Annotated in this window: 9 protein-coding genes; 7 read left to right on the top strand and 2 right to left on the bottom strand. The window is 46.6% G+C overall.

Features of this window, described 5'->3' with window-relative positions; all coding sequences use genetic code 11:
- Positions 1-62 precede the first annotated feature (62 nt).
- The 3 genes from QUB51_RS07365 to QUB51_RS07355 all read left to right on the top strand — a co-directional run bounded on the left by QUB51_RS07365 (position 63) and on the right by QUB51_RS07355 (position 5684).
- Positions 63-1358 carry a TldD/PmbA family protein gene (locus tag QUB51_RS07365; protein WP_333211829.1) on the top strand — a complete coding sequence of 432 codons (1296 nt, stop codon included), beginning with the start codon at positions 63-65 and terminating at the stop codon, positions 1356-1358.
- 114 nt (positions 1359-1472) lie between these two features.
- Complete coding sequence (locus QUB51_RS07360) at positions 1473-2429, top strand: GDSL-type esterase/lipase family protein (RefSeq protein WP_333057998.1); 957 nt, start codon at positions 1473-1475, stop codon at positions 2427-2429.
- 441 nt (positions 2430-2870) lie between these two features.
- On the top strand, positions 2871-5684 hold the full coding sequence (locus QUB51_RS07355; RefSeq protein ID WP_333057997.1) for a chloride channel protein: 2814 nt from the start codon (positions 2871-2873) through the stop codon (positions 5682-5684).
- Positions 5685-6019: 335 nt separating this feature from the next.
- Here QUB51_RS07355 and QUB51_RS07350 read toward each other — a convergent pair whose 3' ends face one another.
- Entirely contained in the window at positions 6020-7531 is a 1512-nt protein-coding gene (locus QUB51_RS07350; RefSeq protein WP_333260444.1) for an FAD-dependent oxidoreductase, read from the bottom strand.
- Between the two features lie 101 nt (positions 7532-7632).
- Between QUB51_RS07350 and QUB51_RS07345 the strand changes: the two genes are divergently transcribed.
- The 4 genes from QUB51_RS07345 to QUB51_RS07330 all read left to right on the top strand — a co-directional run bounded on the left by QUB51_RS07345 (position 7633) and on the right by QUB51_RS07330 (position 11938).
- Complete coding sequence (locus QUB51_RS07345; RefSeq protein WP_333260441.1) at positions 7633-8478, top strand: ABC transporter permease; 846 nt, start codon at positions 7633-7635, stop codon at positions 8476-8478.
- A gap of 110 nt (positions 8479-8588) precedes the next feature.
- Positions 8589-9440 (top strand): ABC transporter permease, encoded by an 852-nt coding sequence (locus QUB51_RS07340; protein WP_333260438.1) that lies wholly within the window; start codon positions 8589-8591, stop codon positions 9438-9440.
- A gap of 51 nt (positions 9441-9491) precedes the next feature.
- Positions 9492-10553 carry a spermidine/putrescine ABC transporter substrate-binding protein gene (locus tag QUB51_RS07335; RefSeq protein WP_333057993.1) on the top strand — a complete coding sequence of 354 codons (1062 nt, stop codon included), beginning with the start codon at positions 9492-9494 and terminating at the stop codon, positions 10551-10553.
- Positions 10554-10849: 296 nt separating this feature from the next.
- Positions 10850-11938 carry an ABC transporter ATP-binding protein gene (locus QUB51_RS07330; RefSeq protein ID WP_333211841.1) on the top strand — a complete coding sequence of 363 codons (1089 nt, stop codon included), beginning with the start codon at positions 10850-10852 and terminating at the stop codon, positions 11936-11938.
- 290 nt (positions 11939-12228) lie between these two features.
- Here QUB51_RS07330 and QUB51_RS07325 read toward each other — a convergent pair whose 3' ends face one another.
- Positions 12229-14409: a thioredoxin domain-containing protein gene (locus tag QUB51_RS07325; RefSeq protein ID WP_333211843.1), complete on the bottom strand. Its 2181-nt coding sequence runs from the start codon at positions 14407-14409 to the stop codon at positions 12229-12231.
- Between the last annotated feature and the right edge of the window lie 345 nt (positions 14410-14754).

Here is a 14754-nt window from a genome sequence, read left to right as displayed (position 1 = left end):
AATTCTTTAATCGAAAATCCAAAATCGAAAATCGAACCGCCCATTACCAACCACCGAGAACAATGACCAATCACCAATCAGCAGAACAACTGTTAGAACTAGCCACCAAAGCAGGTGCAGAAGCTGCTGAGGTATTGGAATCGCAATCGCTCTCGCGGCCGGTCTTTTTTGAAGCAAACCGCCTCAAACAGCTAGAAACCGCCCAAGCAGAAGGTATTGCCCTGCGGCTGTGGCGGGATGGGCGGCCGGGTTTGGCGGTGGCCTACGGGCCCGTGGAAGCGCAAATTTTGGTGGACAGGGCGATCGCGCTTTCGCAACTTAACGAACCGGAAACCATCGAACTCGGCACCGGTGAGAAAGTTGTTTATCCCGATCGCGGAGTGTCGGTGCCGGCCGAACAGCTAGTAAACTGGGGAAAAGAGGCGATCGCGATCGTCCGCGAAGCTTATCCAGAAAGCCTCTGCACCGCCGAACTCGACTGCGAAATCGAGAACACGCGCTTGGTGAACACCAAAGGCTTGGATTCCAGTCACACCGACACCACCCTCAGCGGTTACTTATCAGCAGAATTAGTGCGGGGAGAAGATTTCCTCAACATTTGGGAAGGCGAAACCGAACGCGGCACCCTCGACTTAAACACCAGCGCCAAGCGGGTTTTGCAGCGTTTGGAATGGGCGAAAGAAAATGTAGCCCCCCCCACGGGCCGGGTGCCGGTGCTGTTTACAGCCAAAGCCGCCGACTTGCTGTGGGGGACTGTCTGTGCGGCGTTGAACGGCAAACAGGTACTCGAAGGCGCTTCGCCTTGGAACGATCGATTAGGCCAACAAGTGACATCGCCCCTTGTCACCCTCTCGCAGCAGCCGGATATCGGGCCCTATAGCTGTCCTTTTGATGACGAAGGTACTCCCACTCGGGCGATCGTCTTTATCAACAGCGGAGTGTTGCAGCTATTTTATACCGATCGTACCACCGGTCGAGCCTTGGGCAGTGGCACCACCGGCAACGGATTTCGCCCAGGTTTGGGCAGCTATCCCACGCCGAGTTTATTCAATGTTTTGATTAAACCAGGTTCGCGATCGCTAATCGATTTAATCGCTAAATTAGACGACGGAATTGTAGTCGATCAAATGCTTGGCGGCAGTGCCGGAATTTCCGGCGATTTTTCAATTAACGTCGATCTCGGCTACCGAGTCAAAAAAGGTCAAATAGTCGGCAGAATCAAAGACACAATGGTAGCTGGCAATGTTTACAGCGTCCTCAAACAATTAGTAGAATTGGGAGGAGACTCCGAGTGGAACGGTTCTTGCCAAACACCGTCTCTAATTGTAGAAGGATTGTCCGTCATCGGCAAGAATTAAAGTCAGTTGTTAGTAGTCAGTTGGCAGTTGGCAGTTGGCAGTTTTTAGTAGCCAGTTGTCAGCAATCATCCGTTAACAGTCAACAGTCAACAGTCAACAATTCCCACACATAATATGCGTATTTGTTTTATCGGCGATTCTTTTGTAAACGGTACTTGCGATCCAAAATGTCTCGGTTGGACAGGACGGATTTGCGCGGCCGCTTGCGGACAAGGACACGATATTACCTACTACAATTTAGGAATAAGGGGAGAAACCAGTGCCAATATAGAAACTCGTTGGTTCAACGAAGTTTCTTGCCGCTTACCTCACTACGCTGACGGCAGAATAGTATTTTCCTTTGGCGTCAACGACACTTACCGAGAAAACGAAAAAAATCGCATAGAAGTTGAAAAATCAATTGAAAATGCTCGCTCTATTCTCACGTCAGCCAAAGAAATATTTCCAGTATTAATGGTAGGGCCACCGCCAGTTATTGATGCCGATCGCACAAGGCGGATTGCCAACTTATCCGAACAGTTTGCCCAAGTTTGCAACGAGTTAAATGTGCCTTATTTAGATGTTTGCACCCCGCTGCAAAACTCGGAAATTTGGCATAAAGAACTTACCGAAAATGACGTTTCCCATCCCCGCGCCGCCGGTTACGCTGAATTGGCTAAAATAGTTCACAATTGGGACGGTTGGAAAGCTTGGTTTAAAAATATCAATATATCAGATCAAGAGACAGTAACGCTGTTCCGAGCCGTCGGCAAAAAAGAAATGGAACTGATTAAAGAAAGCGATTTTCTGGCATTTCCGCCGCGACTGTCTTTTCAGCCTATTTTTTATCCCGTACTCCACAAAGCATATGCCATACAAATCGCGAGAGATTGGAATACAAGAGATGCAGCATCGGGATATTTCGGCTATGTCACGCGCTTTCGGGTTGCGGCAGAATTCTTAAAAAAATATCCAGTTCAAAATGTGGGCAGTTCGATTCACCAAGAATATTGGATTCCGGCAGAAGAATTGGCTCAATTTAATCAAAACATTGTGGGAAAAATTGAAATTTTTGCGGAATATCAACCCTAAAATCGAAGCAAACTATGCTAGAAATTAATCAATTTGAAGTAGTGAGTTTTGACTGCTATGGCACTCTGATAGATTGGGCAAGGGGCAAGACGGTTCAGTTAATGTTTTTTTTGTCCTTGCGAGCTTTAGGCGAAGCATAAGCCCTTCGGGCAGGCTTCGCCAACGCAGTGTATGTTTTTCACATGGTTTGGTCTCCATGAGTGTCTTATATCAATTCGGGTTACACCGGAATGATTGTTGACTGTTGACTATTGAGTGTTGACTCTTGACTCGGTGTCGAAAAACTGAATATTTGAGTGTTAAGTGTTGACTAAATTTTATGATTCCGATGCAACCGGAAACGCTATTATCTGAACCGTATTGAGTTATATTTTGCTAAGTCGAAGGATTTTTTGCTAAAGTGCGATCGAGCAGACAATTCTCAGGTCATCTACGCTATTTATGCCGTACATAACTATCCCTAAACAATTTAGGGAACCTTCCAGGGTTATCAAATCTCAACTTTTTTTACGGCCGAAACGCCTAGCCATTTTTGAAGCTTGTCTGATCGGCTTAGTGGCGGGACTGGCTGGTGTTTTGCTAAAGTCGGGAGTCGGATGGCTCGGCAGTTGGCGAGTTGCTACCTCGACATTAATCCCAGCTTGGATATTACTGCCCAGTGTCGGTTTAGGCGGCGGGTTGCTGACTGGTTTATTGATTGAGCGTTTTGCTCCCGAAACTGCCGGCAGTGGCATTCCTCACGTCAAAGCTGCTCTTGGCGGAGTCAATCTTTCCTTAGATTTGCGAGTAGCTGTCGCCAAACTTCTGACGACTATTTTAGCAGTTGGTTCCGGTTTAACTTTAGGCAGGCAAGGCCCTACTGTGCAAATAGGAGCATCTTTGGCTGGCTGGATAGGTCACTTGATGCCGACTTCCCCAGACTACCGCCGACAATTGATTGCTTGCGGTGCTGCTGCCGGATTGGCTGCTGGTTTTAATGCTCCCATTGCAGGAGTTTTGTTTGTAGTTGAAGAACTGCTGCACGACGTTTCGGGATTGACTTTAGGGACTGCAATTATCGCTTCATTTATCGGTGCCGTTGTCTCGCAGCTTTTGGGCGGCGATAGTTTAAATTTGAACCTTCGCGCGTACCAAACCAGTTTTGATGCTCAGGAAATCCCGTTTTATATACTATTAGGAGTTTTAGCGGGATGGCTGGGAGCTTTGTTCACCAAAGGGATTATGGCTAGCTTGCAATTTAACAGGCGATCGCTCAAATTAGCTTTGCCCGTGCGAATGGCTCTAGCTGGCATAATCTGCGGTTCAGTAATAGCTTTTCTCCCAGCAACTTTCCGCGATAATACGGGTTTACGGGAGTTTATGCTGACAGGCGAAGCAAGCGGGATAACGAGTTTAATTGCTTTTATAGCTCACTTTTTTCTAACAATTATTTCCTCGGCTTCTGGAGCTCCGGGAGGATTGTTTTCCCCTGCCCTAGTTATGGGTTCTGCACTCGGTCACATGGTGGGAATTGTGCAGGCAGATTCCCTGGGTGTCGGTTTGCCGGTAACTTACGCTTTGGCGGGAATGGGAGCGTTTTTTTGTGCGGTTTCTAGGGCGCCGATTACTGCGGTAGTGATTGTGTTTGAAATTACGGCGGATTTCAAATTAGTGCTGCCTTTGATGATCTGTTCTGTAGTTGCTTATTTGGTGGCGGAAAAGGTGGACAGTGGCTCTTTTTACGATCGCCTTTTGGAGTTTAACGGCATTCAACTGACAAAGGCAAAAGCTGCCAGCAATACTTTGAGCGACTTGCACGCAGATGACGTGATGCAGCGCCGAGTTGAAACTCTTTCGAGTCTGCTGACTTTCGATGAAGTGATGCAGGCTTTTTCGCGATCGCACCACCGAGGATTTCCAGTAGTTGAAGATGGCAAATTAGTCGGAATTGTCAGTCAAACCGATTTGGCAAATGCCAGCGATCGCAATTTGTCCGGCAACTCGCTGCTTAAAGAATTTATGACTGTAGGGCCGATCGCAGTCAAAGCAAGGGATACTTTAAGCGAGGTATTGTACAGGCTCAACAACTACAATATCAGCCGTTTGCCAGTCGTAGAAGGCCGGCGTTTGGTGGGAATTATTACCCGCAGCGACATTATCCGAGTTGAATCCGATCGCCTCACCGGAGAAACAACCCAGGGCCCGCATCCAGAACCTTCCTATGTTGTCTATCAAACCAGGGCTCCGCAAGTCGGAAACGGCCGCTTATTAGTGCCGCTTTCCAACCCCCAAACAGCACCCGCTTTGCTGCGGCTGGCGGCGGCGATTGCGCGCGATCGTAATTACGAATTAGAATGCCTGCAAATCATCATAGTACCGCGCAACAGTTCCCCCTCCGAAAGCGCAGTGCGGACAACCAAAAGCCGCCGCCTGCTACAACAAGCCGAGCGAATTGTTCGCAATTTGAACTTGCCAGTACACACCCAAATACGGGTAGCTCACGACGTGCCTAACGCGATTTTGGAGACAATTAAGGAGCGACATATCGATTTGATTTTGATGGGCTGGCAAGGCGAATTATCCACAAAAGAACGCATTTTTGGCGATGTGGTCGATACCGTAATTCGGCAAGCAGGCTGCGAGGTAATTTTGGTTAAATGGAGCGAAAAACTATTAGCAACACGTCAGAAAAATGAGTTTTCCGGCGCTTTTAGCGGCCGGAAATATACCTCTATCGAATGGGAGTTAAATCCCGAAAAAGTTGAGGGCGCAGATAATCCCCCATTGGCGAGATCCTCAGATTCATCAGCAACTCCTGACACTGAACTTTCCCTGCCGAATTCAGACATTCCAGCCCCAGAATTGGGGCTGCATACGCTGATGGGTTTGCACCGCTGGTTGGTGCCTATTCGCGGCAGTTACAAGCAAGCTGCGGCTTTGCGGTTGCTACCTGCTTTGGTGGCTGCGAGTGCTGTACCGGAGATTAAATTGTGTCAGGTTCATCAGCCTTCTGTTGCAGAACCCGATCGCGGAGAATTAAAGCAAGCAGCGGAGTTTATCAAGCGCCGGGTTAGCTGTTCGATAATAGCGACTTCGGTTTGCGCTAAATCGGTTTCTGATGCTTTAATTGATTTGGCTCAGAACGATCAGTGCGATGCGATCGTCCTGGGAGCGAGCCGGGAAGGGCTGCTGAAGCAGGTGATTCACGGGAATATCCCGGAAGCTGTGGCGCGCGGGTGCGACTGTACAGTCATTTTAGTGCGATCGGCCTCTTAGGAATGATAATTAAATAACTTCCACTCTTGAAAGTGGGATGGGCCTAAGAGCCCGTCCACTCATGACGGGCTCTTAGGCCCATCCCACAATAACAATTAAAATTGTAAGTTATTTAATTCGCGATCCTTAGCTAACCAGACGGGAATCCCCATTCTTCCTAACATCTCAGTTAAATCTGACATCTTGCAGCAATATCAATAAGAGGATTTTTCGTGGGGTCGGGCGGGTTTATAGAACCTATTTGCAAGCTTTAAGGCTGTTGGCGAACCCGCCCCTACGGCTAATTGAAAATGGTGCAAGATATCTGTTAAATGCGTTGCAGAATTTCCTTCTTCTTATGGCAGCCAAAAATCGGGAATGAAAGTTTTAGTCATACTGCGAGTAAACTGATTAATCTTTCTCCCGATTTGAATGTGCGGTTCGTCAGCTTCCACGGGAATAATTGCCGCTTTGTTTCCGATTCCGAAACGCGAAATCACCAAATTAGCCGCTTCCAAACCAGTAACATAAGCTTTTTCCTGCGACCAAGAACCGTGGCGGGTCACAACCCAATCGCCGCTCATCAATACATTATCATAACTTGTTACTGCCGGCAACAAATATTGATAGCTACCAGGGGCAAAATGCGTCACAGCCCGCGACAGCCGAATCGCGCTGCTGTCAATTACTTTTGCCTCCCGAAAAGCCGGAATGCAAGTCGCTAAATCCCGCTGAACTAAGGAAACTATTTCCTCATCTTTTAGGGGAATTAATTGATTTGCGTGATAAAAGTCAGCTTCGACAACTGTTCCCGGTTCGTCTCGAAATTCGTCGTGCAAAGCATTCAAATCAAAAAACGTCCAACCTGTAGTTGAACTAAATCCAAAACAGGCATTAGAAGGCAGGGGAATGTCAATTTTTCGGTCAAACCACAGGCGAACCGCTAACACGTCAACTGCACCCAAATTCATCGCATCCCGAAACTCTTGGCGACTTTGCAAAGCTGGGCTGCTGCTGATAATTTTTTGCATTCCCGTGACGCCAACTGCAAAAATAACTGCATCTGCCTCGAAGGTTTCTTCGCCGCAAACAACGCCTGTGGCTCGGTTGTTGCTGTCAACTATTAAATCAGTAACTCGCTGCTTTGTCAATACTTTTGCACCGAGTTTTTCCAGGATCTCGACCCAGGGGCGAAAGATTTTTTCTCCGACTGTTCCGCGACACCAAACTACATCAAAATCCGGTTGGTGTGCTAATATGAAATAATAAAGCATTCCCAAAGCGGCGGCGGCAGAACATTGTTCTCCGGGTGCAAATAAACCTACTAATAACATAGGCTCAAAAGCATCGCGGTAGAGTCTTGCAGAAACGCCAAACTGTTTGAAGAGTTCGCGGGCTGTGACGCGATCGTACCTGCGCCAAGCTTCGTCGGAATTGTCGAAATCTAGGACGGCGTAGAGTAAGGGTAAGGCTGAAAGCCGATCGACTAATGGCAGCCTTTTAAATCTGGTGTAAAGAAAGGTTCCTAACGGTGTGGGAAGGCGCGGTTCGTCCTGAAAAATTGGCGATTCTACTTCCAATCCCGCAGGTGAATACTGACAAGAACGAGTCCAAGGTGTGAAGGGATCGAGTCCTAATTCTTTGACTAGGGAAAAAATATTTTTGTAGGGATACCAGAAGCCATGAATCCCAGCTTCTACGGAACGCCCGCCGGCGGTTTTCCACCCTGCAACTAAGCCACCCGGATAAGGGCCTGCTTCTAGCAGGGTGACATCATAGCCTTGCTGGGCTAGGTGATAGGTAGCGCCTAAACCGGCCCATCCTGCACCGACGACGACTATTTTGGGGGTTGACGATTCTGCTGACATTGCGTACCTCTTGATAATTTATTAATGATGACATAATTCATAAAATGCGGATTTGATATAAAATGTGTTGCATTATGTGCTAAATTTCGCTTGAGTAAATAATGAGTGTCAAAAACCGCCAGCAAACTAACCTGTTGCTGCTCTTATTTCCCGCTACAGCCTGGCTGATGGTTTTCTTCATTTTGCCCGTGCTAATTGTACTGTTGTACAGTTTCTTAGAACGCGGTACTTACGGCGGCGTTACTTGGATATTTACTCTCAGCAACTACCAGCGTTTGTTCAGTGGACTTTTCTTAGGAGTAATTGGGCGATCGCTCTGGCTGGCTTTTCTAACAACAGCCACTTGCTTATTAGTTGGCTATCCCCTAGCATTCTTCATCGCCACCCGTTCTCCTCGCTGGCGAAATGCTTTGCTTTTGCTAGTAATTATTCCATTTTGGACTAATTTTTTAGTGAGAACCTACGCCTGGATCATACTGCTGCGTAGCGAAGGAGTAGTTAACACAGCCTTGCAAAGCCTGCAAATTATTAGCGAACCGTTAAATTTGCTTTTTACGCCTTTCGCTGTGGCGATCGGTCTTATTTACGGCTATTTACCTTTCATGGTTTTGCCTTTATATTCTAGCATAGAACGCTTCAATTTTTCATTGGTAGAAGCCGCTCACGATTTAGGCGCAAATGATATCCGCACTTTCTGGCGCGTTTTTTTACCGTTAACAACTCGCGGGATTGTTGCAGGCTCAATTTTGGTTTTTGTTCCCGCTGTCGGCGCTTTCATCACACCGGATATATTAGGTGGTTCTAAAACAGTTATGGTGGGAAATTTGATTCAGAATCAGTTTATGAGAGCCCGCGATTGGCCTTTTGGTTCGGCGCTTTCTATGCTGTTAACGGTAATCATATTGATTCCGGTGTTAATTTACTTCCGCGTGTCTGATGAAACTTAAACAGGTAGATTGAGATTTACAGTTGGGTGGGGGCGGGTTTATGAGATTATTGGTCTTAGGCACAGATTGTCTGTAAAACCCGCCCCTACAGGCTAACCTATTTTTGACTAATGACTAAACTAGATTTACTCGTGCGGGCGATCGGCAAAAAGTGGCTTTGGGTACAAGCTGTACTAGCATTAGCCTTTCTTTACTTGCCAATTCTCATCTTAATTATTTACTCCTTTAACGCCTCCAGATTCAATGCTGTTTGGCGCGGTTTTACCCTCGATTGGTACCGCAGTTTGTTTAGCAATGCAGGCGCGACGATTGCTACGAGTAGCAGCGCCGGAATCTGGACAGCACTTAACAACAGCTTGCTAATTGCAGCTATTTCGACGGTGTTAGCGACAATTTTTGGTACAATGCTCGCCCTAGCACTCGAACGCTTTCATTTTCCGGGGCGCAAAGCTGTAGAAGCTTTACTGTTTTTGCCGATTATCATGCCCGAAATTACGATCGGCATTTCGCTGCTAGTTTTCTTTACCCTAGTATTTCGGATCGTAGAAAATCTCACGGGAATTCGCCTGAATCTCGGCTTACCTACCGTAATTATCGGTCATGTTGTCTTTAATATTTCCTTTGTGACTATTACTGTCAGGGCGCGTTTGGCGGAACTAGATCCTCAATTAGAACAAGCAGCTTTTGACTTAGGCGCTAACGAATGGCGGGCTTTTTGGCGCATCACTCTCCCTCTGATTTGGCCCGCTATTTTCAGCGCGGCACTGCTGGCTTTTACTCTGTCGCTAGACGATTTTGTCGTGACATTTTTTACCACCGGCGTCGGTTCCATGACGCTACCATTATTTGTTTATGGCATGATAAAATTCTCAGTGACGCCAGCGATTAATGCCATTTCAACTTTGATGTTGTTGGCTTCTTTGTTGCTCGTTGTATCATCGTTAAAAGTTCAGAAAACTTAAAAAAATTGCTTTCTGTGTCATAATTATTTTTGTCTGCAACTAACAAAACCTATGAAACGCCTGCTGACTTTCCTACTTTTGTTTGTGATGAGTGCAACGGTGGCTTTCGGCTGTAGCCCCACAGGTGGCAACCAACAGCAAGTGCTCAGCATTTACAATTATGCAAGTTATATCGCCCCAGAAGCGATCGCCCAATTCGAGAAAGAGAACAATGTTAAAATTCAATACGACACTTTCGAGAACAGCGACGCACTCTATGCCAAACTCAAACAGGGAAACCCCGGTTACGACTTAATATTTCCTGCCGATTACATGGTGAAAATCATGATCGCGGAAAATCTAATTGAGCCGCTGAATTTAAACAACATTCCCAACCAAAAGAACCTAGAACCTAAGTTTATCAATCAAGCTTTTGATCCAGGCAACAAATATTCGCTGCCCTACCAGTGGGGAACTATGGGAATTGGCTACAACGTGAAAACAGTCCAGGGAGAAATTAACAGTTGGGGGGTGATGTTCGACCCTAAATATACCGGAAAAGTCGCGTGGCAAGACGATGCTAGATACACATTAGCAGGAGTTTTAATGTATTTAGGATTTGACCCAAATACAACCAATCCCGAAGAGATTAATAAAGCCCGCGATTTGCTGATTAAAAGTAACAATATCATTGCAGCTTTTGTCCCCGACACCGGGCAAAATCTGCTGGATCAAGGAGAAGTAAATTTGACAATGGAATGGAGCGGTGATATTTTCCAAGTGATGACAGAAAATCCTAATCTCCGTTACGCTATTCCCAAAGAAGGAACAATCATTTTTTCTGACAACATGGCTATTCCCAAAGGTGCGCCCCAGAAAGAGTTAGCGGAGAAATTTATTAACTTTGTTTTGCAGCCAGAAGTCGGCGCCCAAATTTCCAATTTTACCCACTTCGGATCGCCCAACAAAGCAGCAATTGATAAAGGTTTAATTGACCCGAACGATTTGAAAAATCCTCAAATTTACCCGCCGGCTGAGGTGTTTGGCAAAATGAAATTATTGGAGGATGTCGGGAAAGCAACTGCATTGTACGATCGAGCTTGGACGGAAGTTAAAGCAGGGGCCGGAAAGTAGATATAAAACAGGTTTCTGCCGGGGCTGGTTTACTTAATTTTTTAGCTTGTTTTGGAGTTGCACCATTCTCAACAACAGGCAAGATGCCTGTTCCACAAAGAATAAATTTCTTTCTTGTGGAACGGGCATCTTGCCCGTCAAGAACAGGCAAGATGCCTGTTCCACAAAGAATAAATTTCTTGTGGAACGGGCAAGATGCCCGTTCCTAAACAAGTAATTGAGAATGGTGTAAAATATCAGTTTAACCGGGATCGAACTCAAATTTTTATTGCTTATCCCTAAGATATACTAACACAATGCACTCTGTCGAAGTTTTAGAAGTTTCCAAAGTATTTAAAAGTGCCCGCAGTCAAGATTTCTTAGCTGTAGACAACATCAACCTGCAAATTTACGATCGAGAATTCTTTTCTTTACTCGGCCCTTCCGGCTGCGGCAAAACTACAACTTTGCGAATGATTGCCGGTTTTGAAATTCCCACCGCCGGCGAAATTTACATTCACGGCCAACCGATGCAAAATCGCCCGCCATTTCACCGCCCAGTAAATACGGTATTTCAAAACTATGCTTTATTTCCGCACATGACAGTAGCACAAAATGTCGCTTTTGGGTTGGAAATGGAGAATTTGCCTCAGAAAACAATTCGCGATCGCGTTGCTGAAGCCTTAGCATTAGTACAGTTAACCGAGGTAGGAAAACGCTATCCCCGCCAACTGTCAGGGGGACAGCAGCAGCGAGTAGCACTAGCAAGAGCATTAGTCAAACAGCCGTCTGTGTTGCTGTTGGATGAACCCCTAGGAGCGCTGGATTTAAAATTGCGTAAAGAGATGCAATTAGAATTAAAAAAAATGCAGCGAAAACTGGGAATTACGTTTATTTATGTAACTCACGATCAGGAAGAAGCACTAACGATGTCGGACAGAATTGCAGTGATGGATGGAGGAAAACTGCAACAAGTTGGGACGCCTGTTGATATTTATGAATATCCTAAAACGCGGTTTGTTGCTGATTTTATTGGCGACAGTAATTTTTTAAGTGGTCGAGTAGTAGAAAAGCAAAACGGTCAAATAATCGTGTTAATTGACCAGCAGTTGCCCGTGTTAGTTGCGACAGCAGAAGATATGCCCGCTGGGAAAGTTGTCACCCTGGTGTTGCGGCCAGAAAAAGCTGCTATTTATCCGGCTAATTATGACGATGAAAATAGCTGGCCGGGAATAGTAGAAGAGGCTATTTATATTGGCACTGATACGCGCTATACGGTGCGGTTGACTGCTAAAAGTTCGATCGCCCTTCGCCGACAAAACTTGCACAGAGATGACTTGCAGCGACACCAAGTCGGCGACAGCGTTCGAGTTGCCGTGCCGCCGGAAAGTATCTGCATTTGTTGACACTCAAGCGGGCTGAAGCCACTGAGATTCTTTGGAAGATTAGACCTCTTGCAAAAATAGCTGGGACGGGCAAGATGCCCATCCCACAAAAAGTTTTTTTTCTTGTGGGATGGGCATCTTGCCCGTCCGAAAATTTGCTTAAAAGGACTTTTGCAAAAAGTCTATTGAGGAGCCGATTGAAGATGTACTTCCTTCCCGGTAGAAGATAATCTACTTCTTCCTTCTGCTTCCTCCTTGTTCCTTCGCGTTTTTCGCGTCTTCGCGGTTCAATAATATAGACAGTATTGGTGCTAAACTCGCGTTTGACTTTGCAAAATTTCCTCCAACAGCCGCTCTTGACTTTTCGCCGGTTCCTTGCAAGTCAAACACTCGCAAACTAACCCGATAACCCCTTCAGGCAAATCAGCCTCAATCTGACAGACAGCAGTCGGATAATACTGAGAAATCAACCCAGCAATTCGATCGGGAGTCGTGCGAATCAGGGTAGAATGCTGATACCAGTCGATCGCCGAAAGTAGACTCGGACAAGCTTGCGGAGCATCTTGTACAATACTGCTGAAAGCTTGCAAACCTTGTTGCGCGCGATCGAGATATTCCAAATTCGGGCCCAACAGCGCGAGGCGAACCAAAGATGCGATCGCAATTCCATTCGCCGCCGGAGTTGCATTGTCTATATAGCTGCGTTCCCGCACCAACAAATCTCCGCTAGCATCCTTAGCAGTATTGTAATATCCTCCCAATTCCACGCTCCACAAAAACTCATCAAATTCTTCTTGCACCTGCACAGCTTTCTCCAACCAAAACTGAGAATTCGGCAACTGTTTTGCCTCTTCCCCGTTGCCTAAAGTCAAACTCGCTTGGTGCAAATCCAACAAAGCTTTCACAAACAAAGCATAATCTTCCGACTGCGCGGTAACAGCAGATTGTCCGTCATAATTCAACCGCTGAAACCGCCCATCCGTCCACTGATTGTCTAAAATAAAATTAGCCGCTTTCACAGCTAATTCTAGATATTCCCAATTTCCAAAAACAGCCGCCGCGCGGGCCAAGCCCGAAATCATTAAGCTATTCCAAGCAGCAATCATTTTCGTGTCAGTAACGGCGGGAATTCTACCCGGCCAACTGTCGTTTTTAGCTTCTTGATTGTTGCGGGCTGGCGGAAAGGTTTTTACACTATCGGGATTGCCACCGTAACGCACAGCAAAGAGTTTAGCCAAAGCCTTTTCTACCCTGTCGCTTAGTTTGCCCGGATGGCGGCGCTGCAAGACATTCTTGCCTTCAAAATTGCCGCTGCGACTAACAGTAAACTGTGCTTTAATTTCTGCCAATTCCTCAGCAGTTAATAGTTGTTCCAGTTCGGCATAAGTCCAGACATAAAATGCTCCTTCTTCCGGTTCTGACCCCCCCGTTGCCCCCCCTTGGTAAGGGGGGGTTGAATTTTCTGTTTCCCCTTGATAAGGGGGGGTTGAATTTTCTGCCCCCCCTTGGTAAGGGGGGGTTGGGGGGGTAAAGCTGTCCGCATCCTGTGCAGCATAAAAATAGCCTGTTGGCGCAATCATTTCTCGCTTTAACCATTCTACTGTCCCCGCGATCGCACTTTCAAAAGCGGGTTCTTGTATTCCCGCGCTCCACAAATTTGCTAAATACTCAACAATTTGACCGTTGTCGTAGAGCATTTTTTCAAAGTGTGGCACAGTCCAAGTCGCATCAACCGTATAGCGGTGAAATCCGCCTCCTACGTGGTCGTAAATGCCGCCCAATGCTAAGTCTAATCCGCGCTGAGTGCAGACTTGTTTGCTGTCGTATTTTGATTCAAAATTAAATCGCGTTCCCCGCAGTGCTAGCTCAGCATAAGGTATCATCGGAAAACTGGGGCCGGGGTTGCTGCCCGCAACAATTCCCGTGTTGAGTTCTAAGCCTTTTTGGAAGAGTTCGCGATTTAATTCTGCGGTTACTCCTGACAGCGCTGCCGTCTGTTGGAGGTTGCCTAAAATCTCTGCTTTGAAGGCTTCTACTTTGCCTTTTTCTGTGTCGTAAAAGCGGCGAATTGCTTGCAAAACTTCTAAAAATCCCGGCCGTCCGTAGCGCGGTTCTACGGGGAAATAAGTGCCTCCGTAGAAGGGAACTCGCTCGTCTGGAGTGAGAAAAACGTTGAGCGGCCAACCGCCTTGACCGGTCATCATTTGCAAGGTTTGCATATAAATGCTGTCGATATCCGGGCGTTCTTCGCGATCGACTTTTATCGGTATAAAATGCTCATTCATGTATTGGGCGATCGCGCGATCGGAAAATGCTTCTCCTTCCATCACCGTACACCAGTGGCAGCTAGAGTAGCCAATTGACAGGAAAATCGGTTTATTTTCGCTTCGGGCCGCTTCTAGGGCTTCGTCGCACCAGGGCCACCAGTCGATCGGATTTTCGGCGTGTTTCCGCAGGTAAAGGCTTTGGGATTGAGCAAGACGGTTCACCATAATCAAATATACTTTTACTCGTGCTGGGTAAGCTTGTCATACCAATTTTTTATGAGGCCCCGTAGAATCAGATCCCCCCTAGCCCCCCTTAATAAGGGGGGGACAAGATTCCGCTCAAAGTCAACCCCTACTCCCCTTCTTAAGGGGGATTTAGGGGGATCGAGATATGTGCAACTTCACATTAAATTGGTATCAGTCCTCTAGCAGTTTAGCGCGAGATGTTTTAGTTGAGTTGTTGCTGATCATTATGTTTTAATATTAAGGCTGATGTGCGATTCGTTTAGCCTAAATGGATAGGTTCTCCTATCCAGGGACGGTTAGCCTGACTCCGCTGCGAGTTAGTGA

This window comes from Microcoleus sp. AT8-A3, assembly GCF_036705675.1.
Lineage (GTDB): Bacteria > Cyanobacteriota > Cyanobacteriia > Cyanobacteriales > Microcoleaceae > Microcoleus.
Note: the sequence above shows the minus strand (reverse complement) of the source record. Positions and strands in the feature narration are given on the sequence as shown.

Bases quoted from the DNA above. Each gene is read 5' to 3' on its own strand.
- QUB51_RS07325 (WP_333211843.1), bottom strand. From the start codon at position 14,409: ATGGTGAACCGTCTTGCTCAATCCCAAAGCCTTTACCTGCGGAAACAC.
- QUB51_RS07350 (WP_333260444.1), bottom strand. From the start codon at position 7,531: ATGTCAGCAGAATCGTCAACCCCCAAAATAGTCGTCGTCGGTGCAGGA.
- QUB51_RS07340 (WP_333260438.1), top strand. From the start codon at position 8,589: ATGACTAAACTAGATTTACTCGTGCGGGCGATCGGCAAAAAGTGGCTT.
- QUB51_RS07360 (WP_333057998.1), top strand. From the start codon at position 1,473: ATGCGTATTTGTTTTATCGGCGATTCTTTTGTAAACGGTACTTGCGAT.
- QUB51_RS07345 (WP_333260441.1), top strand. From the start codon at position 7,633: ATGAGTGTCAAAAACCGCCAGCAAACTAACCTGTTGCTGCTCTTATTT.
- QUB51_RS07330 (WP_333211841.1), top strand. From the start codon at position 10,850: ATGCACTCTGTCGAAGTTTTAGAAGTTTCCAAAGTATTTAAAAGTGCC.
- QUB51_RS07335 (WP_333057993.1), top strand. From the start codon at position 9,492: ATGAAACGCCTGCTGACTTTCCTACTTTTGTTTGTGATGAGTGCAACG.
- QUB51_RS07355 (WP_333057997.1), top strand. From the start codon at position 2,871: ATGCCGTACATAACTATCCCTAAACAATTTAGGGAACCTTCCAGGGTT.
- QUB51_RS07365 (WP_333211829.1), top strand. From the start codon at position 63: ATGACCAATCACCAATCAGCAGAACAACTGTTAGAACTAGCCACCAAA.